The 20,879-nt window shown below is 65.3% G+C and carries 18 protein-coding genes and 1 pseudogene; 14 read left to right on the forward strand and 5 right to left on the reverse strand.

The features are described 5' to 3' along the window. Nucleotides 1–13: 13 nt before the first annotated feature. From AC066Y_RS33625 to AC066Y_RS33655, 7 genes are all read left to right on the forward strand, one after another. Entirely contained in the window at nt 14–1,033 is a 1,020-nt protein-coding gene (locus AC066Y_RS33625; protein WP_478277622.1) for a DUF4424 domain-containing protein, read from the forward strand. Between the two features lie 167 nt (nt 1,034–1,200). Next, nucleotides 1,201–2,409, forward strand: a complete 1,209-nt coding sequence (locus AC066Y_RS33630) for an acyl-CoA dehydrogenase family protein (RefSeq protein WP_478277623.1) — start codon at nt 1,201–1,203, stop codon at nt 2,407–2,409. A 19-nt stretch (nt 2,410–2,428) separates the two neighbouring features. Continuing rightward, a complete protein-coding gene (locus AC066Y_RS33635; protein WP_478277624.1) occupies nt 2,429–2,944 on the forward strand; it encodes a hypothetical protein in 516 nt (171 codons plus the stop codon). Between the two features lie 235 nt (nt 2,945–3,179). Continuing rightward, a complete protein-coding gene (locus tag AC066Y_RS33640; RefSeq protein WP_478277625.1) occupies nt 3,180–4,301 on the forward strand; it encodes a branched-chain amino acid ABC transporter substrate-binding protein in 1,122 nt (373 codons plus the stop codon). Nucleotides 4,302–4,538: 237 nt separating this feature from the next. After that, entirely contained in the window at nt 4,539–5,582 is a 1,044-nt protein-coding gene (locus tag AC066Y_RS33645; protein ID WP_478277626.1) for a hypothetical protein, read from the forward strand. A gap of 82 nt (nt 5,583–5,664) precedes the next feature. Further along, entirely contained in the window at nt 5,665–6,522 is an 858-nt protein-coding gene (locus tag AC066Y_RS33650; protein ID WP_478277627.1) for an alpha/beta fold hydrolase, read from the forward strand. A gap of 46 nt (nt 6,523–6,568) precedes the next feature. Next, nucleotides 6,569–7,408, forward strand: coding sequence for a class I SAM-dependent methyltransferase (locus tag AC066Y_RS33655; RefSeq protein ID WP_478277628.1), 840 nt, complete (start codon nt 6,569–6,571; stop codon nt 7,406–7,408). 9 nt (nt 7,409–7,417) lie between these two features. Here the strand turns inward: AC066Y_RS33655 and AC066Y_RS33660 are convergent, their stop codons facing one another. After that, nucleotides 7,418–7,987 (reverse strand): TetR/AcrR family transcriptional regulator, encoded by a 570-nt coding sequence (locus AC066Y_RS33660; protein WP_478277629.1) that lies wholly within the window; start codon nt 7,985–7,987, stop codon nt 7,418–7,420. Between the two features lie 89 nt (nt 7,988–8,076). Between AC066Y_RS33660 and AC066Y_RS33665 the strand changes: the two genes are divergently transcribed. From AC066Y_RS33665 to AC066Y_RS33680, 4 genes are all read left to right on the forward strand, one after another. Continuing rightward, nucleotides 8,077–8,394, forward strand: a complete 318-nt coding sequence (locus tag AC066Y_RS33665; RefSeq protein WP_478277630.1) for a monooxygenase — start codon at nt 8,077–8,079, stop codon at nt 8,392–8,394. A 150-nt stretch (nt 8,395–8,544) separates the two neighbouring features. Further along, nucleotides 8,545–9,594 (forward strand): aldo/keto reductase, encoded by a 1,050-nt coding sequence (locus tag AC066Y_RS33670; RefSeq protein ID WP_478277631.1) that lies wholly within the window; start codon nt 8,545–8,547, stop codon nt 9,592–9,594. Then, nucleotides 9,591–10,445: an amidohydrolase family protein gene (locus tag AC066Y_RS33675; protein WP_478277632.1), complete on the forward strand. Its 855-nt coding sequence runs from the start codon at nt 9,591–9,593 to the stop codon at nt 10,443–10,445. The genes AC066Y_RS33670 and AC066Y_RS33675 overlap by 4 nt, the downstream gene beginning before the upstream one ends. 119 nt (nt 10,446–10,564) lie before the next feature. Beyond that, nucleotides 10,565–12,904, forward strand: a complete 2,340-nt coding sequence (locus tag AC066Y_RS33680; protein ID WP_478277633.1) for a Tex family protein — start codon at nt 10,565–10,567, stop codon at nt 12,902–12,904. Nucleotides 12,905–12,953: 49 nt separating this feature from the next. Here the strand turns inward: AC066Y_RS33680 and AC066Y_RS33685 are convergent, their stop codons facing one another. After that, nucleotides 12,954–14,417: a catalase gene (locus tag AC066Y_RS33685; RefSeq protein WP_478277634.1), complete on the reverse strand. Its 1,464-nt coding sequence runs from the start codon at nt 14,415–14,417 to the stop codon at nt 12,954–12,956. 423 nt (nt 14,418–14,840) lie between these two features. Between AC066Y_RS33685 and AC066Y_RS33690 the strand changes: the two genes are divergently transcribed. From AC066Y_RS33690 to AC066Y_RS33700, 3 genes and pseudogenes are all read left to right on the forward strand, one after another. Further along, nucleotides 14,841–15,368: a hypothetical protein gene (locus AC066Y_RS33690; protein WP_478277635.1), complete on the forward strand. Its 528-nt coding sequence runs from the start codon at nt 14,841–14,843 to the stop codon at nt 15,366–15,368. A gap of 146 nt (nt 15,369–15,514) precedes the next feature. Then, nucleotides 15,515–16,207, forward strand: a complete 693-nt coding sequence (locus AC066Y_RS33695; RefSeq protein WP_021075850.1) for a response regulator transcription factor — start codon at nt 15,515–15,517, stop codon at nt 16,205–16,207. Nucleotides 16,208–16,631: 424 nt separating this feature from the next. Then, nucleotides 16,632–17,567 (forward strand): annotated as a pseudogene (locus tag AC066Y_RS33700) (sensor histidine kinase); the annotation flags it as partial. Between the two features lie 211 nt (nt 17,568–17,778). On the opposite strand, the gene AC066Y_RS33705 reads toward AC066Y_RS33700, so the two are convergent. Genes AC066Y_RS33705 through AC066Y_RS33715 form a run of 3 tightly spaced genes read right to left on the reverse strand, consistent with a single transcriptional unit; the run spans nt 17,779 to nt 20,852 of the window. Then, nucleotides 17,779–18,405, reverse strand: a complete 627-nt coding sequence (locus AC066Y_RS33705; protein ID WP_478277636.1) for an FMN-dependent NADH-azoreductase — start codon at nt 18,403–18,405, stop codon at nt 17,779–17,781. Between the two features lie 9 nt (nt 18,406–18,414). Next, the gene (locus AC066Y_RS33710; protein ID WP_478277637.1) at nt 18,415–19,986 is read right to left on the reverse strand and encodes an isochorismatase family protein; all 1,572 of its coding nucleotides are present in this window, start codon (nt 19,984–19,986) and stop codon (nt 18,415–18,417) included. A gap of 17 nt (nt 19,987–20,003) precedes the next feature. Then, nucleotides 20,004–20,852, reverse strand: a complete 849-nt coding sequence (locus tag AC066Y_RS33715) for an MBL fold metallo-hydrolase (RefSeq protein WP_478277638.1) — start codon at nt 20,850–20,852, stop codon at nt 20,004–20,006. Between the last annotated feature and the right edge of the window lie 27 nt (nt 20,853–20,879).

Here is a 20,879-nt window from a genome sequence, read left to right on the forward strand (position 1 = left end):
CAAGAGAGAAGGAATGACCATGCCTCCGATGGCCAAACGCGCCTTTTTGGTCCTGCTTGCCGGGCTGATGCCCTGGTGCGCGCGAGCGAATGACACGTCCGCCGCGCTGGAAACAGGGGGGCTTCGCTTCAAGCAGGACCCCGACATCGTGATGCGTTCCGAGGATCTGTTCATCTCCGAGAAACAGATCCGGATCGTCTATCGGTTCTTCAACACCTCGGCCGCCGACAAGACGATCATGATCGCGTTCCCGATGCCTGACATCGTCGGCAAGGAGGCGGACGAGAATATCGGGCTCCCCACCGACGATCCCGAGAACATCTTTGATTTCCACGTCGCGGTCGACGGCAAGGCGGCCGCGCCGCATCTCGAACAGACGGCGCTTGCGAACGATGCGGATCAGACGGCGCTGCTGCGGAAGCTCGGAATTCCGCTGATGCCGATCAGGGGACCCGCGCGCGAGCTGCTCGACAAGTTGCCGAAATCGAACTGGCCCGAGCTCGTCAAGCTCGGTGTCGGCGCCATCGAGACCTACGGATCCGGTGGCCCGATGCAGGATCATCTGGTGCCGACCTGGACGTTGCGCTCGGCCTATACCTGGACACAGACCTTCCCTGCTGGTCGGGAGATCACGTTCGAGCAGACCTATCGTCCGAGCGTCGGCGGCTCGGTGCAGACGATCATCGGCGCCGACAACTGGCGCAGCAATCCGGAAGCGCGAGAGTTCCTCGCTTCATATTGCATCGACGATGACGTGACCCGCACCATTGAGCGGGCGCGTGCGACCAGGCACGCGCCCTATCCACCGTTCAGTGAACGGTCGATTGCCTATGTGCTCTCGACCGGCGCCAACTGGGCGGCGCCGATCGGCGACTTTCACCTCACCGTCGACAAGGGCGAGCCCAACAATTTTGTGAGCTTCTGCGCCGAAGGCGTCAAGAAGACCGGACCGACGCGCTTCGAAGTCCGGCACACGAACTTCACCCCGTCGCGAGACCTGAAGATTGTCATCTTCGTTCCGAACCCGAATTAACTCCGGCAAGGGCCATGCAATGATTGCGAACATTGTTGTGTGATGTCGCATCCGTCCCAATCCTGGTCGCATCCGTCCAAGCCTTGCTTCGCTGAGGCGCCTAAAAGGCGGCCCCCCGTGATCGCCCTGCGCGGGCGATCCACCGATAGCAATGCAGTGAGCCACCAATGACAGACACCACCTCGTCGTTCGTCGATGCTGCCGCGGCGCTCGCGCCGCGAGTGCAGGCCTCAATGCAGGAGAGCGAGCGGTCGCGGCGGCTGCCTGTCCCGCTGGTGGAGGCGATGGCGGAGGCTGGGCTCTTCCGCCTATGGCTGCCGCGCGCCATCGGCGGCGAGGAGGCTGACCCGATGACTCTCGTTCGGGTGGTCGAGGAGATCTCGCGCGCCGATGGTGCCGCCGGCTGGTGCATGGCCATCGGGGGCGCCTATGGCGTGTTCGGCGGCTATCTGGGGAAGGACGCCGCGCGCGACATCTACGGCAGCGATCCGCTGGTTCGGACGGCGGGAGCCTTGCGGCCGTTCGGCATCGCCAGGATCGTCGATGGCGGTTATCGCGTCACGGGCCGCTGGCCGCTCGGGAGCGGCTGCCAGCACTCCGGCTGGATGATCGGCAATTGCCGGATCTTCGACGGGGATCAACCGCGCTTGCGCCCTGACGGCACCCCGGTGATGCGCTTCATGCTGTTTCCGACCGCGCAATGTGAGATTCTCGACACCTGGCACAGTATCGGGCTGCGCGGCACGGGCAGCCATGACTATGCGATCGCGGATGCCTTCGTGCCATCCACGCAGTCGCTCTCGTTTCGCGAACCTCCGGTGGAGCAGGGGCCGCTCTATGCGTTTCCGACTATCGCGCTGTTCGGGGCGGCACTTGCGGCCGTGCCGCTCGGCATTGCCCGCCATGCGATCGACATTCTGGTCGAGCTTGTCGGACGAAAGATCGCATCGCGATCGCGCAAGCTGCTTCGGGAGGATGCGCTGATCCAGGCCGATCTCGGCCGCGCCGAGGCCTTGCTGGGTTCGGGACGGGCTTTCCTTTACGGCAAGCTGGAAGAGGCGTGGCACGCCGTCAGTGCCGGCGGGGTGCTCAGCGTTGCCGAGCGCGCCACGCTGTGGCTGGCTTCGACCCATGCGGCGAACACGGCCAAGCAGGCGACCGAGCTGATGTTCGGTGCCGGCGGCTCGTCCGCGCTGGACGTGAGCTGCGGGCTCGAACGCTGCGTGCGGGACGTCCATGCCGCCGTCCAGCACCTCGCCTTGGCACCGGCCAACTATCAGATGGCTGGTGAGGCGTATCTCGGCGCGGACATGCGGTCGACGCCCTTGCTGTTCTCCGATGACCGCGACGACATCTTTGTTCCGAATCCGACCTAGCATCCGGCGCATTCCGGCCATGACGAACGAGTCCAGGATCCTCGCGAAGCCGGCCGTGCGCCTGCTTCTCTGCCTTGGTGGGGTGGCTGGCCCGGCATCGGCACAGTCCATCGATCCGCATCATCCGACGGTGCTCGGCGCCGGCGTCAATCGCGCCAACATCACCAATGATATCCGCGGTCATTACTACAGCTTCATGGCGGGGCCGGGCCATGTCGACGTCGAGCTCGCCTTCAAAGAGATGGCGGTGTTCGGCCGTCCGCTGCCGCAACATCTCAACTTCGACTTCTGGAATGCGGACGGCGTTCGGCTGTCCCACATCGAGGTCCTGTCGCAGGGCGGCATCGCCCGCCGGCACACCGATGCCGATTTGCCGGCGCGACAACGAATCAATCTGGCGGTCTCGACGCAATGGGGTGCGATCAAGGTCGGCGGTTACTACGAGATCGAGCTGAAAGGCGCTGTTGAGGTGGCAGCACCACCGGTCGGAGCCGACGTCAAGCCGGCGGAGTCCGAGCCGCTGGTGCGGCCGTGATCGAACAAGCCATCAGCTGTGTGCTGACGCGCACACAGGACGATTCCAGGCGCCAATGCACGGCAACGTGTTTCACATTGTTGCCCAATGTCGCATATGTCCAATCCCCCGTCGCCTCAGTCCGAGCCTGCTGCTCATCGCGCGCATACAAGGCAGCCCCCGGTGATCGTTGCGGCCGGCGATACCAGTCGATTGCGATGCATTGAGGCGACTTGAGACCATCGAGGAGAATATGATGAAGTTTGCACTTCGAGGATACTTTCTTGCGCTTGGCACGAGCCTGGCATTGTCCGGCGCGGCCATGGCCCAGGATATCAGTGTTGCCGTGGTTGGGCCGATGACCGGCTCGGAGGCGAGCTTCGGTCAGCAGTTCAAGAACGGTGCTGACCTCGCCATCGCCGACATCAATGCGGCGGGCGGCGTGCTCGGCAAGAAGCTGAAGCTGGAAGTCGGCGACGACGCCTGCGATCCGAAGCAGGCGGTGTCGGTTGCCGAGAAGATGGCAGGCGCGAAGATTCCGTTCGTGGTCGGGCACTTCTGCTCGTCGACCTCGATTCCGGCCTCGGACGCCTATGCCGAAGGTAACGTGCTGCAGATCACGCCGGGCTCGACCAACCCGCTCTTCACCGAGCGCGGGCTGTGGAACACGTTCCGCGTCTGCGGCCGCGATGACCAGCAGGGCATGGTCGCGGCCGCCTATATCATCAAGAACTACAAGACCAAGAACGTCGCGATCATCCACGACAAGACGACCTACGGCAAAGGCCTTGCCGACGAAACGAAGAACGCCATCAACGCGGCGGGCGTGAAGGAAAAGCTCTATGAAGCCTACACCAAGGGCGACAAGGATTTTGCCGCGCTGGTGTCCCGCTTCAAGAAGGAGTCGATCGATTTCGTCTATGTCGGAGGCTACTACGCCGAGGCGGCATTGATTCTGCGCCAGATGCGCGAGCAGGGCGTCAATGCCGTGCTGATGGGCGGCGACGCCTTGGTCGACAAGCAGTTCGCCGCGATCGCGGGTCCGCTTGCCGAGGGTTCGCTGTTCACCTTCTCACCCGATCCGCGCAAGAAGGTGAGCGCGTCCGCGACCTTGAAGAAGTTCAAGGACAAGGGCATCGATCCGGACGGCTACACGCTTTACAGCTATGCCGCCTTCCAGATCTGGAGCCAGGCCGTCACCCGCGCCCAGACCACGGACGCCAAGAAGATCGCGGCGACCATCAAGAGTGGACACTGGGACACCGTGCTCGGCAACATCAGCTACACGCCGAAGGGTGACATCACCCTGATCGACTACGTCGTCTACCGCCGCGACAAGGACGGCAACTACGCCGAGTTGCCGGCCGCCGGTCAATGATCGCTGGCCGCGACATCGGCCGCTCCTCCCTGATCGATGTCGCGGCTGTGCCGGCTCACAGCGCCAACGGACCAACCCTCTGCCAGCCCCGAGGTGTTGGCGCTGTGACGCCTGGTTTGCGGCGGACAAGCTGCCCTTGGGCAGGTTGCCGCATCAGTCACCGCGTCGAGCTGATCCCGCAACAACGATCCCCTTGAATCCAATTTCGATCGATCATGGCAACCCAAGAGGCAACACGTGTCTGACATAAGCCTGAGCAATGGCGGCGGCCGCGGCGGTTCAGCCGATTGGCACGCTGCGGGACTGTCTCAGGGACCGTCTCAAGGACCGTCCCACTCCTACCCGCTGCTGGTGCGCGATCACGGTCTTGGCACCGCGCTGAAGCTGTTGCTCGAGACCCTGCCTTATGCGCTGGCGCGATGGGGCGTGCTGCTGGCCTTTGCCGCGGCGTGCGCCATCTGGGCGGTGGTCGCCGTGGGTGGCGCGGTCTGGCTCGGCACCCATGTCGCCAGCGTGTTCGGCTATTGCTGGCTGCTTGGCATCCTGTTGCTCGGCGGATGGATCTGGGGCGCCATCCTGCGCTACACGCTTCACATGATCGCCTGCGGCCATGTCGCCGTGCTGACCGAGCTGATCACGCATGGCCGCGTCGGCAACGGCAGCGAAGGGCAGTTCGCCTACGGCCGCCGGATCGTGATGGACCGGTTCGGCGAGGTCGCGGTCCTGTTCGGGCTCAACGCGCTGATCCGTGCCGTGCTCCGCGCGTTTCACAATGCGCTCGATACGCTCGGCGATTGGCTGCCGGCGCCCGGCATGAAGGCGATCGTCGGTCTGCTCAACACCATCCTGTCGGCCGCGACGCGCTATCTGGACAAGGTGGTGCTGTCATACGACCTGGCGCGCGGCGGCGACGATCCGAGGCGCAACATCCAGGACGGACTGGTCTACTATTGCCAGAACGCCAAGCCGATCCTGGCAACGTCGGTCTGGATGGTCATCGTCGAGCGGATCCTGAGCATCCTGCTGTGCCTGCTGCTGCTGGTCCCCGCCGGCGTGGTGACGGTCTGGTTGCCGGAGGCTGTCAGGGAGTATGGCGCCATGGTCACCGTCTTCATCGCGGCCCTGTTGGCGGTGACGGTGCGCGCGGCATTCATCCAGCCGCTCTTTTTGATCTGCATGATGATCCGCTTTCACGCGCTGATCGAGAACCAGCCGATCAATGCGACCTGGGTCGGTTATCTCGACGGCCTCACAGACAAGTTCCGGCAGATCGGACGCTGAGGGTTGGACGGCAGTTCATGCCGAACTGCAAGCCGGCGGGCCGATGCCGGATGCTGATGGTATTTCGCAACGGAGATGTTCGGTGACCGATATTACGCTCGACAATGACGGCGTCAGGCTTGCGGCTTCGGTCGATGGCCCGCCGGACGGTGAACCGATCCTGTTTCTGCACGGCCTGTCGCTCAGCCGGGACACATGGCAGGAAACCGGCGGTCGGCTGAAGGATCGATATCGGGTCTGGACCCTGGATTTCCGGGGACACGGGTACTCGGATCGGGCCCCGAGCTACGCGCTCGCCGATTATGTCTCGGACGCGGAGACTGCATTGGCGGCAATCGGGCGTCCGGCGGTGATCGTCGGGCACGCACTCGGCGGCTGCGTTGCCGGTGTGCTGGCACAGCGCGGTGATGCCAATGTGCGCGCCGCCTTCCTCGAGGACCCGCCGTGGTATCTTGGCCAGCCGGGCGAGTGGGAGAAATCGGCATTCCCAAAGCTGTTTTCGATCGTCAGCGCGCGTCAGGCGGCGTGGCAGCAGGCGCGCGCGCCACTCGCCACCTACCTTGCGTTCCTTGCAGACTCTCCGACGCCCATGGGCGGGATCGGCAGCGATCATTTCGGCTCCCGTCATCTGTTGAGCCATGCGTCTGCGCTGCAGCGGCAAGATGGGCGGTGCTGGGCGGACGGAAACGTTGCGGCCTCGGTTCTTGCGGCGATTCCGACCGAGCGGGAATTCCTCTGTCCGGTCAGGATCGTTCAGGCCGATCCCGGATGCGGAGCGGCGTTGCTGGAGGACCACGATGCGCGCTTCGCGCACGACAATCCGCGTGCCGACATCGTTCGCTATGAGGGATGCGGCCATTTACCCCATCGCTCTATTGCGTTCGAGCAGCGCTTTGCAGCGGATCTGCATGGTTTCTTGTCGGGCCTGCAGCCTGAGTGAGCACGGGCGCCGCCGCCTCCATTCACGAACCGAAGCGGGTAGATCCATGCAAGAGACGTCCGGCTACGATCCGAACTATGTGATGGGGCGTTCGACCGCGGAGACCGACAGGCTCAAGCGCCAGTCGCAGCTCTACGATGCGTCCACATGGCAACTCCTGAAAGAGGCCGGGCTCTCGCGGGGCATGAAGGTGCTCGACGTCGGAAGCGGCGCCGGCAACGTGTCGTTCATTGCCGCCGGCCTGGTCGGCGAAAGCGGGGCGGTCGTCGGGGTCGACAGCAACCCCGCCATTGTTGAGGAAGCCGCGGGCACGGCGCGCTCGCTCGGCCTCCGCCAGGTCTCGTTCCGGGTCGGCGATATCAGCACGATCGAGCTCGACCGGGATTTCGATACGGTCGTCGGCCGGCTCGTGCTGATCTATGTGAAGGATCCCGCGGCGCTCATTCGGCACTTGCTCGGGCACGTCAAGCCCGATGGCATCGTGGCGTTCCAGGATCTCGACTGGGGCGAGGGGCCGATCGCCGATCCGCCGTCGCCGCTGCTGTCGCAGGCGTGGGGCACTGTGAAGGAGATGTTCCACCGGGCGGGTCTGAACAACCGCATGGGATTGTCGTTGCACGGCGCCTTCGTCGCAGCCGGGCTTCCCGCGCCGCGCATGAGCCTGTTTGCGCCGGTCGGAGGCGGGGTGGATTTCGACGGCTACGACTACATGGCGAGCGGCCTGCGCAGCAATCTGCCGCATATCGTCAAGCTCGGCGTCGCCACCGAAGCGGATCTGGCGGTGGACAGTTTCGCCGAGCGCTTGCGCGCCGAAGTGGTCGCAATGCAGGGCGTCTTTGCGCTGCCGAGCTTCGTCGGCGCATGGTCGCGCGGGCGGCCGGGCTGAACATTGATCTCAGGCGTTGCCGACGACCGCGTCGATGAACGTCGCGGCCAATTCCCTCAACTGCTTGCGGCTGTATCCGGCGCGCTCCATCACCGCCAGCCCGCGCGTGTACGTCACGATGACGCGCGCCAGCCGGTTCGCATCGGCCGCGCTGCGCTTGCCCGGCGCCGTGCCGATGGCCTTGCCGATCAGCTGCTCAAGCCGCGTGAGCACATCCTGCACCCGCTGACGCACATCCGCGCTTGAAATGGCCGCGTCGAGCGCGGTGCGCGTGGTCAGGCAGCCCCGCGGCGGCGAACCGTCAGTCATGTTGATAATGATCATGTCGAAGAACTGTCTCAGCCCCGTCGCGGCGTCTCCGTGGGACAGCGCGTTGCCGGCCGCCTCCAGGAACTGCCCGGCATACTGATCGAAGGCGCGCAGGAAGATCGCTTCCTTGTCGCCATAGGCGTTGTAAAGGCTGCCGCGCTGCACGCCGGTCGCCGCCGCGAGGTCCTGCATGGTCGCGTCGTGCAGCCCCTTGCGCCAGAACACGTCGAGCGCGGTTGCGATCGCCTCGTTCTCGTCAAACTGACGCATGCCTACCATTCGGTTTGCTCCGGCAGACCATTGTTGACACTATCGTCAAGATTGACAATCATGTCAAGAATGATGCCCAGGAGGTCCAGATGATCACCGCCGTCACGACGTTCAGATTGCCGAAGCCGGTCACGCGCGAGGAAGCGCGCAGCATCTTCCTGAGCACCGCACCGCTCTATCGCGACGTGCCGGGGCTGTTTCGAAAGACCTATGTGCTGTCCGAGGACGGCATGACGGCGGGCGGCATCTATTTCTGGAACTCGAGGGGCGAGGCGGAAGCGCTGTACACCGATGCGTGGCGCGCCCGCGCCCGCGAGAAATACGGCGCGGATCCGACGGTCACATATTTCGAGAGCCCCGTCGTGGTCGACAATGTGACCAACGAGATCAACTCCGACGACGAATAGGATCGCGTCGTTACGTCAGATCCACAATGGTACGGAACTTTCGACCATCGCTTGATGGCGTGTCCGCACGTGACGCGCGTCCGCTTGTGTTCGGCGCGCCCGCAAGGCTACTCTCCCGGCAAGCAAGAAAACTGCAAGGGAGCCGTCACGGTGAACCAATCTCCATCCTTACATCCGGCGCCTGCGTCGGCGCTGCCACGCCGCAGGCTCGGCCGCACCGGGCTCGATGTCTCCATTCTCGGCTTTGGCACGGCGCCGCTCGGCGACCTCTTCGCGCGGCTCGACGACGCCACCGCGATCGCAGCAGCGGAGCGGGCGTTCGCACTGGGTGTGAACCTGCTCGATTCCTCACCGCTCTATGGGCATGGTCTCGCCGAACATCGTTGCGGCACCGCGCTGCGCCGCGTGGCGCGCGAGGACATCGTCGTCTGCACCAAGGTCGGGCGCTGGATGGATCCGTTCCAGGGGCGCGGCGACGGCTCCAATTTCGTCGGCGGCCAGCCGCATCGCGCGGTGGTCGACTATTCCTATGACGGCACCATGCGCTCGGTCGAGCAGTCGCTGCTGCGGCTCGGCACCGATCATATCGACTTGCTGCTGATCCACGACGTCGACGTCTGGACCCACGGTGCCGATGCGATCGAAGCCAGGTTCCGCGAGGCGATGGAGGGCGCCTATGTCGCGCTCGACAAATTGCGCGCCGAGCACGTGGTCAAAGGCATCGGGATCGGCGTCAACGAGGCCGAGATGTGCGAGCGCTTCGCCAGGGCCGGCACGTTTGACACCATGCTGCTCGCCGGCCGCTACTCGCTGCTCGAGCAGCACGCGCTCGCCGAATTCCTGCCGCTCGCGCAAGCGCAGGGCATCGGTGTCATGCTCGGCGGCGTGTACAATTCCGGCATCCTGGCGACCGGCGCGGTTGCCGGCGCCAAGTACAATTACAAGGACGCGCCGGCTGACGTGATGCAGAAGGTGGCGGCGATCGAGCGCGTCTGCCGCGCCCACGGCGTGGCGCTCGCGACCGCTGCGCTGCATTTCGCGCTGGGCCATCCGGCGGTCGCGAGCGTCGTGCTCGGCGCGCAGACGCCGCAGGAGGTCGAGCGCAACGCTGCCGCCTTGTCGTCGCCCGTCCCCGCTGCGCTGTGGCGCGACCTGAAAGCCGAGGGGCTGCTCGATCAGCACGCGCCGGTGCCGGCATGATGCGGATCGATGCCCATCACCATGTGTGGAACTTGGCGCGCGCCGATTACGGCTGGCTGACGCCCGAACGCGGGCCGATCTACCGCGACTTCGGCCTGGCCGACCTGATGCCGCATCTCGCCGCGGCCGCCATCGAGGGCACGATCCTGGTGCAGGCGGCGCCGACCGAGGCGGAGACGGCGTTCATGCTCGACGTCGCCAAAGGCGCGGAGCTGGTGCGCGGTGTGGTCGGCTGGATCGACTTCGATGCCGACGATGCCGCGACGCGGGTCGATATGATCGCCGGGCGCGAACTGCTGGTCGGTTTGCGGCCGATGGTGCAGGACGTCGCCGACGACGACTGGCTGCTGCGGCCGGAACTGGCGGCGCCGCTCGAGGCCATGGCGCAGTACGGTCTCGTGTTCGACGCACTGGTGCTGCCGCGCCATTTGCCACGGCTTGTTCAGGTGGTCGATCGCCATCCGGACCTGCAATTCGTGCTCGACCATTTTGGCAAGCCGCAGCTCGCATCCGGCGACATTGCGGCCTGGAAGGACGACGTCGCAAGCCTTGCCGCGCGGTCCAACGTCGTCTGCAAGCTGTCGGGCCTTGCGACGGAGGCGGCGCCGAACTGGCAGGTCGCCGATTTGCGCGAGGCCGTGGATCATGTACTGGCATGTTTCGGGCCGCAGCGGATGCTGTGGGGCAGCGACTGGCCCGTCGTCAATCTCGCCGGCGGCTATGCGCAATGGTTCGCCGCGGCAGGGACCTTGCTTGCTGATTTGTCAAGTGAGGCAAGAGCTGCGATTTTCGGCGGCAATGCGGCGCGGGTCTATTTGTCAAGCCGCGGACGGGCAACATCCCGGAAATAGCGCGTGCGGCGCGCCAAATTTGATCCACAGCGCGCCTTGATGAATCATTCCGGGATGGTCCATAAGCGGCGTCCGCGCCATCGGTGATTTGGCGGCGCAACGGGGTGAGAGAGACAGGCGTGGCAAAGATCCATCATCAGATTGCGCAGGAGCTGGGAGTTCGCGACGAGCAGGTCGAGGCGGCGGTGACGCTGCTCGACGGCGGCGCCACGGTGCCGTTCATCGCGCGATACCGCAAGGAGCTCACCGGCGCGCTCGATGACGCGCAGCTGCGCACGCTGGAAGAGCGGCTGACATACTTGCGCGAGCTCGAAGAGCGCCGTACCGCGGTGCTCAATTCGATCCGCGAGCAAGGCAAGCTCGACGCCGCGCTCGAGGCCCAGATCATGGCCGCCGACAGCAAGGGCCGCCTGGAAGACATCTATTTGCCGTACAAGCCGAAGCGCCGCACCAAGGCCGAGATCGCCAAGGAGGCCGGCCTCGAGCCGCTCGCCGATCTCCTCTTGACCCAGCCGCAGAACGATCCGAACGAGGCCGCTGCTCCCTTCGTCAATGCCGAAAAGCAGGTCGCCGACGTCGCCGCCGCGCTGGACGGCGCGCGTGCGATTCTGGTCGAGCGCTTCGCCGAGGATGCCGACCTGATCGGCGCGCTGCGCGAGGAGATGTGGTCGAACGGCATCATGGCCTCGACCGTCCGCACCGGCAAGAAGACCGAAGGCGAGAAGTTCAAGGACTATTTCGATTTCTCCGAGCCGCTGCCGAAGCTGCCGTCGCACCGCATTCTGGCGCTGTTCCGCGGCGAGAAGGAAGAGATCCTCGACCTCGCGATCAAGCCGGAGGCGCAGGAGCCTGTGGCGGGTGTGCCCGGCCTCTACGAACTCCGGATCATGAACCGCTTTGCGATCTCCAACCAGGGCCGCAAGGGCGACAAGTGGCTGACGGAGACGGTACGCTGGGCCTGGCGCACCAAGATTCAGATCCATCTCAACATCGACCTGCGGATGCGGCTGTGGACCGCGGCCGAGACCGAGGCGGTGCGCGTGTTCGCGTCAAACTTGCGCGACCTGCTGCTGGCGGCGCCGGCCGGCCCGCGCGCCACCATGGGGCTCGACCCCGGCTATCGCACAGGGGTCAAGGTCGCGGTGATCGATGCCACTGGCAAGGTGGTGGCGCATACGGCGATCTTTCCGCACGAGCCGCAGCGGCGCTGGGATGAGGCACTGGCCATTCTCGGCAAGCTCGCGATCGAGCATGGCGTCGAGCTGATCGCGATCGGCAACGGCACCGCCTCGCGCGAGACCGACAAGCTCGCCGCCGAGCTCGTGAAGCGGCTGCCCGAGCGCAAGATGACCAAGATCGTGGTCTCGGAAGCCGGCGCATCGGTCTACTCGGCCTCCGCCTTCGCCTCGAACGAACTGCCCGACCTCGACGTCACCATTCGCGGCGCGGTCTCGATCGCGCGGCGCCTGCAGGATCCGCTGGCCGAGCTCGTCAAGATCGATCCGAAGGCGATCGGCGTCGGCCAGTACCAGCACGATCTCGGCGAGGCCAAGCTGGCGCGCTCGCTCGATGCCGTGGTGGAAGACTGCGTGAACGCGGTCGGCGTCGATGCCAATACCGCCTCGGTGCCGCTGCTCTCGCGGGTGTCGGGCATCGGGCAGGGGCTGGCGCAGAGCATCGTACAGCACCGCGACGCCAACGGCCCGTTCAAGTCGCGCAAGGCGCTGAAGGAGGTGCCGCGGCTCGGGCCGAAGGCGTTCGAGCAATGCGCCGGCTTCCTGCGCATCAGCAACGGCGAGGACCCGCTCGATTCATCCGGCGTGCATCCGGAAGCCTATCCGGTGGTGCGCCGCATCCTCGAGGCGACCAAGAGCGACATCAAGGCGCTGATCGGCAACGCCGACGTGGTGCGCGGGCTCAGGCCGCAATCCTTCGTCGACGACACGTTCGGTCTGCCGACCGTCACCGACATTCTGCGCGAACTGGAAAAGCCCGGCCGCGACCCGCGTCCGGCGTTCAAGGCGGCGGTGTTCAAGGACGGCGTCGAGGAGGTCAAGGACCTCAAGAAGGGCATGATCCTCGAAGGCACCGTGACCAATGTCGCCGCCTTCGGCGCTTTCGTCGATATCGGCGTGCACCAGGATGGGCTGGTGCACATCTCGGCGATGTCGAGGAATTTCATCAAGGACCCGCGTGAAGTCGTGAAGCCGGGCGACATCGTCAAGGTCAAGGTCCTGGACGTCGAGGTCGCGCGCAAGCGCATCGCGCTGACGCTGCGGCTCGACGACGAGATCGGGCCGAAGAAGGACAATGCGGGACCGTCGCGCGATTTCTCGCGCGGCTCGGCCAAGATGACGTCATCAGCCCCGCGCCGTCCGCAGGAGCAGTCCGGCGGCGGCGCGCTCGCCGAGGCGCTGCGCCGCGCGGCCGAGAAGAGCGGGCGCGGCAAGCCGACCTAGGCAGCGCGTTAGGGGCGGCAAGCCGAGCTCGCCGCCCCTGCATTTTCCTCTACAGCTTTCCCGCCGCGAATTTGGCCAGCGCATCCGCGACACCTTTGCCGTAGGCCGGATCGGCCTTGCCGCAATTCGCAACATGCCGTTCCTGGATGTGCTTCGACGCCTGGCCGACCTGGCGGGCGGTGTTGTTGAACAGCGCCTGCTTTTGTGCGGCATTCATCTTGCGGAACAGATCGCCCGGCTGCTGCCAGTGGTCGTCGTCCACGCGGTGATCCCAATGTGCCGCCGCGCCGACAATTTCGAGCGGCGGCTCGTTTAGTTGCGGCTGGTCGGTCCATTCGCCGTGGCTGTTCGGCCAGTAGGTCAGCGTGGCGCCCAGATTGCCGTCGGTGCGCATCGCGCCATCGCGGTGATAGCTGTGGAACGGACATTTCGGCGCGTTGACCGGGATCTGGTGGTGGTTGACGCCGAGCCGGTAGCGTTGCGCGTCGCCATAGGAGAACAGGCGAGCCTGCAGCATCTTGTCCGGCGAATAGCCGATGCCGGGCACGACATTGGCCGGCGTGAACGCCGCCTGCTCGACCTCGGCGAAGACGTTCTCCGGATTGCGGTTGAGCTCGAAATGGCCGACCTCGATCAGCGGATAATCCGCCTTCGGCCACACCTTGGTCAGATCGAACGGGTTGAACGGGAAGGCCTTGGCCTGCGCGTCCGTCATCACCTGGATGAACAGCGTCCAGCGCGGGAAATCGCCACGCTCGATGCTGTTGAACAGATCGCGCTGGTGGCTCTCGCGGTCCTTGCCGATCAGTGCCTCGGCCTCGGCGTCGGTCAGGTTCTGCACACCCTGCCGGGTGCGGAAATGGAATTTCACCCAGACGCGCTCGTTGTTCGCGTTGATCATGCTGTAGGTGTGGCTGCCGAAGCCGTGCTGGTGACGGAAGCTCTTCGGAATGCCGCGCTCGCTCATGACGATGGTGACCTGGTGCAGCGCTTCCGGCAGCAGCGTCCAGAAGTCCCAGTTCATGTCGGGGTCGCGCACGCCCGTGCGCGGATGGCGCTTGATCGCGTGGTTGAGGTCGATGAAGCGCAGGGGATCGCGGAAGAAGAACACCGGGGTGTTGTTGCCCACCACGTCCCAATTGCCTTCATCGGTGTAGAATTTCAGCGCGAAGCCGCGGATGTCGCGCTCGGCGTCCGCCGCGCCGCGCTCGCCGGCAACGGTGGAGAACCGCGCGAACATCGGCGTCTGCTTGCCGATCTCCGAGAAGATGCTGGCCTTGGTGTAGCGGGTGATGTCGTGGGTGACGGTGAAGGTGCCGTGCGCGCCGGCGCCCTTGGCGTGCATTCGACGCTCCGGGATCACTTCGCGGTGAAAGTGCGCCAGCTTCTCGATCAGCCAGACATCCTGCAATAGCGCCGGCCCGCGCGGACCCGCCGTCATGATGTTCACATTGTCGGCAACGGGTGCGCCGGAGGCGTGGGTCAGAAACGGTCTCTTGATCTCGTCGCTCATCGAAAGCTCCTTGCTGGAAGTCAGCACTCGTCGTCCCGGCACCGAGGGAAGCCGGGTTGCATCGCGGATGGGTTACGGCCGGCGCGACGGGGGGACCCGGTGATCGACAAATTGTGAACCGGGTCTACGATCCCGCCACGACGACGTCGTTTCTTGGATGGCTGCAGGATTAAGAAACCCGGCGGATCGATTCAACGCGCGCTAACCGCTGATTCCAGCCAAATGTCCGTCGATCCCGGCCAACGCAAGCGCGGCCCGCGATCCAGCCATTTGCTGCGCGTGCCGGCCTCCTCGCCAATCCTAAATCCGGCGTCAGAATCTGGCGCATTTGTCAGTTGAAGTCGGCCTCACGCTTGCGTCTTCTGATCATGCTCTGCGTGCGGCGACACGAGGTTTGCCGCGGTCCCAATCACGGAGGATTTCATGACGAACAGGCTCTTCACGCTTCTCACGGCGGCGACGCTAGCCGTCAGCGTCGCGCTTGCACCCGTAGCCTTCGCCAGAGGTGGCGGCGGTGGCGGTGGTGGGCACGGCGGTGGCGGTGGCTTCGGCGGCGGCCATGGCGGCGGTTTTGGTGGCGCCATGGCCGGCGGCATGCACGGTGGCGGTTTTGGTGGCGGAATGCATGGTGGTGGTTTCGGCGGCGGCATGCGCGGTGGGGGCATGGCGTTTGCCGCCATGGGCGGCGGCGGACATTTTGCCGGTGGGCATTTTGGTGGCGGTCCTCGCTTCACGGGCGCACCGGCAGTCGGGCCTCGCTTCGCGGGCGCCGGATTCCATGGCGGACGCTTCTTCCATCATGGCGGTTTCTTTCACCACCACCACCGCTTCCATCGCTTCGCGTTCTTCGGCGCGCCCTATCTCTATGCCGGCTATGACTACGGCTGCTACCGCAGGGTATGGACGGCTTACGGTCTGCAATGGGTCAATGTGTGCGGGGACTATTGGTGATCGCCCAATCAACCGCACCGTTGTGGCGGCCGTCGCCAGGCGTTCCATCCAGCCCCGGAATGGGATAGTCTGGCGGCGACCGTCGCGGGGCGCTCGGAGAGTTTGAGGACTCGGGGAGTTCAGGACAGCTCGGAGGGTTCAAGACCATGACCGGAGCCCACCGCCGCATTCTCGTCGTCGAGGACGATCCGGAAACCGCCGGTCAGCTCGTCGAGGAACTCACCACCAGCGGCTATGACGTGGATCTGGCGGCGAACGGCCGCGAGGCGCTGAGCCAGGGGGCGGCGCGCGACTATGCCGTGATCACGATCGATCGCATGCTGCCCGACATCGACGGCATCACGGTGATGCGCCAGATGCGCGACGACGGCATCGCGGTGCCGTTCCTGATCATCAGTGCGCTCGGCGAGGTCGATGATCGCGTACGCGGCTTGCGCGCCGGCGGCGACGACTATCTGGTCAAGCCGTTTTCCTTTGTCGAGCTGCTGGCGCGGCTGGAGGCGCTTGGCCGCCGCAGCGAAACCGTTGCCAAGGAGACCATCCTGCGGGTCGGCGATCTCGCGGTCGATCTGATCGCGCGGACGGCAAGCCGCCGCGGCCGCAAGATTCCGCTGCTGCCGAAGGAATTTCAGCTGCTCGAATATCTCGCGCGCAACGAAGGCCGCGTGGTATCGCGCGCCATGCTGCTGCAGCACGTGTGGGACCTGCACTTCGATCCTTCCACCAACATCATCGACGTCTATGTCGGCCGGGTACGCCGCAAGGTCGACGACCAGCAAGCCTATCCGCTGATCCACACGATCCGCGGCATCGGGTACTGCCTCCGTGCTCCTGGCTAAGACGCTCAGGTCGTCGACGTTCCGCCTGGCGTTGATCGCGATCGGTGCGTTCGGCCTGATCGTGTCCGTGATCTTCGCCTATGTCTACTGGTCGACCCTGTCCTATGTGCGCGACAGGTCCGACCGCGCCATCATGACCGAGCAGGCGAGCCTCGACGATGCCTATGCGCGGTCCGGCCGCGATGGCCTGACCGCGCTGATCGCGCAACGCATCGCAAACAAGAGTCTTTCCGATCAGGTTTATCTGCTGGTCGGCCCCGGCTCCGTTGTGTTTGCAGGAAATCTCAAGCAATGGCCGGCCGACACCGCTGTGGACGGCTGGACGGAATTTCGAACCTCGCTGCCACAGCTGCCTTCGGGAACCGCGCTCGTGCGCGCCGTGACGAAGACCTTGCCAGGCGGTGATCGGTTGCTGGTCGGCCGCGACATCAGCGATCTCGACGGCTTCATGGCGCAGATCAGGGCCGCGGGGATCGCGGTCGTCGTGCTGATCATCGGCCTTGCGGCCGCCGCCAGCATCGGAGTCACGCGGCGGACCGTCGGCCGGATCGAGTCGATCAATGCGACCAGTCGCGCCATCATGCTCTCCGGCCTCGACCAGCGTATCCCGCTCCATGGCAGTCATGACGAATGGGATCGCGTCGCGGAGAATCTCAATCTGATGCTGGATCGCATCCAGACCCTGATGGGCGACGTCAAGCAGGTCAGCGAGAATATCGCCCACGACCTGCGCACGCCGCTGACCCGCATGCGCGGCCGGCTCGAGAAGGCCTATCACGCCCCGCGCAACGGGGAGGGCGATGCGGCGCTGATCGGCGACACCATCGCCGATCTCGACGCGGTGCTCGGGATGTTCGCATCGATCACGCGGATTTCCGAGATCGAGACGCGGGCTCGCAAGGGCGCGTTCCGCACCGTCAATCTGGTCGAGATCGCAGGCGAGGTGGTCGAGCTCTACGACGCCGCCGCCGAAGAGGTCACCACCCATCTCGACCTGGCGGGCGATCCGGCAGTATTGGTCACCGGTGATCGCGACCTCCTGTTCGACGCCATCGCCAATCTGGTCGACAACGCCATCAAGCATGGCCGTCCGGGCGGACGGGTGACCGTGACCTGCGACAACGACGAGGGCGGTCCGGTGATTTCGGTCGCCGACAACGGCCCCGGCATCCCAGCAGAGCAGCGCGATCGCGTCTTCAAGCGCTTCTATCGGCTCGAGCAAAGCCGCTATACGCCAGGCAACGGCCTCGGCCTCAGCCTGGTCGCGGCGGTCGCAAGCCTGCACGGCGCGCGCATCGAATTGCGCGACAACGCACCGGGACTGTTGTGCAGGCTCGTGTTTCCCGCGGCGGAAACGTAGGGAATATTAGCGCCGTCGCGAGAATGCGGATGTATGTCCGCCGAACGTGCAACAAATTTGGTGTCGTCCCGGGCAAGCGAAGCGCACCCGGGACCCATAACCACCAGTGAGCACTGCTTTTGCTGAGCTGGCGCCACAGCTCGCTTCAACGACACGACCCTGTGGTTATGGGTCCCTGCTTTCGCAGGGACGACGATGCGGTGAGAGCAGGTCAAAACCGCCCCGCCATCTCCGCGAGCCGGCGGTGCGCGGCCTCGCGCGACGCGCGGATCGGCTCGGCGGGGCCGGTGGTCGGGCCGATCGGCACGAAGCGGACGTCGCTGACGCCGATGAAGCGCAGCACCTCGCGCAGATAGGGCGTCGCCATGTCGATGCGGCCGCGGTTCATGCCGGTGACGAAGTCGCTGCCGCTGGCGATGATCACGACCGTCGGGCGGTCCTTGAGCAGCGGCAGATAGCCTTGCGCCGGATCGAAGCGGAAGGTCAGGCCGGGCTGGATGATGACATCGAGCCACTGCTTGAGCTTGTAGGGGATGGAAAAATTCCACATCGGCGTCGAGATCAGCACGCGGTCGGCCAGCGACAGCCGCAGCGCCAGGCGCTCGGCCATTGCAAAGGCATCGTGCTGCGAATTGGTGAAGCTCTTGCCGCCGATCCGGGCGTATTTCGCCTCGAGGAGATAACCCTCGAACTCCGGCAACGGCTCGCGCCACAGGTTCATCGCGTCGATCTCCCAGTCCGGCCGCATTTCGCGGAAGCGATCGAGAAAGACGCGCGCGCCGGCTGCCGATTCCGAATCGGCGCGGGGAGAGCAGGCGACGTGAAGCAGCTTCGGCACTGCGCCTCCTCAGCCAAGCGCCTTGATGACGGTGTCGGCGTTGGTCACCACGGAGACGTTCTGCAGGGCAAAATTGACCGCGGCGTTGTGCCAGTCGGCATTCATGGTCGAGCAGCAATCCTCCGGCACGATCATGAAATAGCCCTTGTCGGCGCCGGTGCGCGCGGTGTGCTCGACCGACATGTTGGTCCAGGCCCCGGTGTTGATGATCATGTCGCGGCCGGTGGCTTTCAGGATGGTCTCGAGCCGGGTGCCTTCCCAGGCGCTCATCCGCATCTTCTCGACCACGAAATCGCCCGGGCGCGGCTCGAGCCCGGAGACCGGCGCCGCGCCCCAGCTGCCGCGCACCATCGCCTTGCTGTCGACCAGCCCCTCGAACAGCGGCGCATTCAGCGTCACGCCGGGCGCGCCCGGCTCGACGACGAACCAGACATGGATGATGGCAACGCCACGAGCGCGCGCGGCCTCCGCGACGCGGCGGACATTCTCGACGACGTGCTGCTGGCGGGCATGGGCCGGCGCGCCGGAAGAGGCGAACGCGCCGCCGTCCATGATGACGTCGTTCTGCATGTCCTGGATGATCATCGCGCAGCGCTGCGGATCGATCTGCATCTCGCCGGCGGTCAGGTTGGGCGCAGGTGCGGACGATGGAGCACTCGCCGCGCCACGCTTGCCGCTCATATAGGGCTCATGGCGCGGCCCGACCTTGGTCGGGATCGCGTAGACCGAATGGGTCGCGGTCAGATAGAGCGTGCGGAAATCGGCGCCACCCCAGGCGAGGTTGGCGACGAGCTCGGGCAGGCGGACCTTGCCGAGCAGATCGCCGCCGGGCGAATAGACCCAGACGCCGCCGGGTGCGGTGACCCAGACATTGCCGCGCTGGTCGCACTTCATGCCGTCGGGCAGGCCGGGCTCGAGCTCGGAGCGGATGCCGGAGGCGAACACACGCGGATTGGCGAGCGAGCCGTCGGCGCCGACATCGAAGGCGCGGATCAGCGCCTGCACGGTGTCGTTGACATAGAGGATGCGCTCGTCGGGCGAGAAGCATAGCCCGTTCGGCTGCTCGAACAGATAACGGTCGACCAGCAGTTTCGCCGCGCCGCCGCCGGGCGGCACGCGGTAGACGCCCTGGAAGCCGAGCTGGCGCGGCCGCTCGACGCCATAGACCGGCATGCGGCCGTACCAGGGGTCGGAGAAATAGATCGCGCCCGAGGAATGCACGCAGACGTCGTTCGGGCTGTTGAGTTCCTGGTTCTCGTAATGCGAGGCCAGCACCTCGCGCCGCCCGTCGGGCCGCTCACGGATCAGCGAGGAGGTCGCGTGCTCGCAGACGATCAGATTGAGGTCGGCGTCATAGGTCATGCCGTTGCACTTGTTCGACGGACGCCTGACCTCGAGCACGCCGCGCTGCGCATCCCAGCGCCGGCGCACGTCGCCCGGCATGTCGGAGAACAGCAAGAAGTGATCGACCGGATGCCAGATTGGCCCCTCGGTAAAATCGAAGCCCGTTCCGACCTGGCCGACCGGCGCGTAGGGGTCGATCAGGTCTTCGAACTCCGCGCGCAGCGTGACATGCGTCATCGCGTTCGTCCTCGCTGTTACGCCGGAAACCAGCTGCGTTGTGGCAGGCTCTGCACGACTGGCCCGGGCACCTGGTCGTGCAGGCGGCCGACCAACATGCCGCCCTCGATCTTCGCCGGACGATCGTGCACCGGCAGCAGATAGCGCGAGCTGGAGAGCAGCTTCTTGATCGCGGCCTTCTCGGCGCGCTTGCTGGTGCCGTGGTTGCCGGTGGTGCGCGGCTCGGCGTCCTGGATCTCGTTGAACGGCGTCACGATCTGGTCGTTGAAATCATAGATCACGTCGCCGCAGATCGTCGCGATGCCGTCGGCGGTGTGGACGTGGATGTTCATCGAGCCTTCGGTATGGGCGTTGGCGGCATCGCAATAGACGCCCGGCATCAGCTCGACCGGACCGGTGATCTCGAGATCGAGAAAGCGCAGCGCGCTCTTGGTGTGCAGGCGGTCGATCAGGTGCTTGATGTCGGGTGCGGGATATTGCGGGTGCATCAGGCCGGAGACCGAGTACTCCAGCTCCTTGCGGTTGACGACGACGGTCGTGTTCATCGGGAATAGATCGTCCTTGCCGGCATGGTCGATGTGCAGGTGGGTGTGGCAGACGAAGCGGACGTCGCCCATCCGCACGCCGTGGCGGGCGAGCTGGTTCTCGATCATGTTCTCGTGGAACTGGAGGCCGCGCATGCCGAGCGTCTCCATGATCTGGTTGGAGCGGTAGCCGGTATCGACCAGCACGGGGTAGGGGCCGCCGAGGATCAGGAAGCCGAGCGTCAGCACGCGGCGGGTGCGGCCGCAATTGTGCCCGAGCACGAGGAAGCTCGATTCCAGCTCGATATCGCCATAGTCCAGGATCTTGATCTCCAACGGCATCTTTCTCCCTCCCAATTCGTGTTCGTT

Source organism: Bradyrhizobium sp. USDA3010 (assembly GCF_056429065.1).

What these genes read in the sequence shown, in the direction of transcription:
- AC066Y_RS33625 (WP_478277622.1), top strand. Translation starts at nt 14, where the DNA reads ATGACCATGCCTCCGATGGCCAAACGCGCCTTTTTGGTCCTGCTTGCC.
- AC066Y_RS33630 (WP_478277623.1), top strand. Translation starts at nt 1,201, where the DNA reads ATGACAGACACCACCTCGTCGTTCGTCGATGCTGCCGCGGCGCTCGCG.
- AC066Y_RS33635 (WP_478277624.1), top strand. Translation starts at nt 2,429, where the DNA reads ATGACGAACGAGTCCAGGATCCTCGCGAAGCCGGCCGTGCGCCTGCTT.
- AC066Y_RS33640 (WP_478277625.1), top strand. Translation starts at nt 3,180, where the DNA reads ATGAAGTTTGCACTTCGAGGATACTTTCTTGCGCTTGGCACGAGCCTG.
- AC066Y_RS33655 (WP_478277628.1), top strand. Translation starts at nt 6,569, where the DNA reads ATGCAAGAGACGTCCGGCTACGATCCGAACTATGTGATGGGGCGTTCG.
- AC066Y_RS33660 (WP_478277629.1), bottom strand. Translation starts at nt 7,987, where the DNA reads ATGCGTCAGTTTGACGAGAACGAGGCGATCGCAACCGCGCTCGACGTG.
- AC066Y_RS33665 (WP_478277630.1), top strand. Translation starts at nt 8,077, where the DNA reads ATGATCACCGCCGTCACGACGTTCAGATTGCCGAAGCCGGTCACGCGC.
- AC066Y_RS33675 (WP_478277632.1), top strand. Translation starts at nt 9,591, where the DNA reads ATGATGCGGATCGATGCCCATCACCATGTGTGGAACTTGGCGCGCGCC.
- AC066Y_RS33685 (WP_478277634.1), bottom strand. Translation starts at nt 14,417, where the DNA reads ATGAGCGACGAGATCAAGAGACCGTTTCTGACCCACGCCTCCGGCGCA.
- AC066Y_RS33690 (WP_478277635.1), top strand. Translation starts at nt 14,841, where the DNA reads ATGACGAACAGGCTCTTCACGCTTCTCACGGCGGCGACGCTAGCCGTC.
- AC066Y_RS33695 (WP_021075850.1), top strand. Translation starts at nt 15,515, where the DNA reads ATGACCGGAGCCCACCGCCGCATTCTCGTCGTCGAGGACGATCCGGAA.
- AC066Y_RS33710 (WP_478277637.1), bottom strand. Translation starts at nt 19,986, where the DNA reads ATGACGCATGTCACGCTGCGCGCGGAGTTCGAAGACCTGATCGACCCC.
- AC066Y_RS33715 (WP_478277638.1), bottom strand. Translation starts at nt 20,852, where the DNA reads ATGCCGTTGGAGATCAAGATCCTGGACTATGGCGATATCGAGCTGGAA.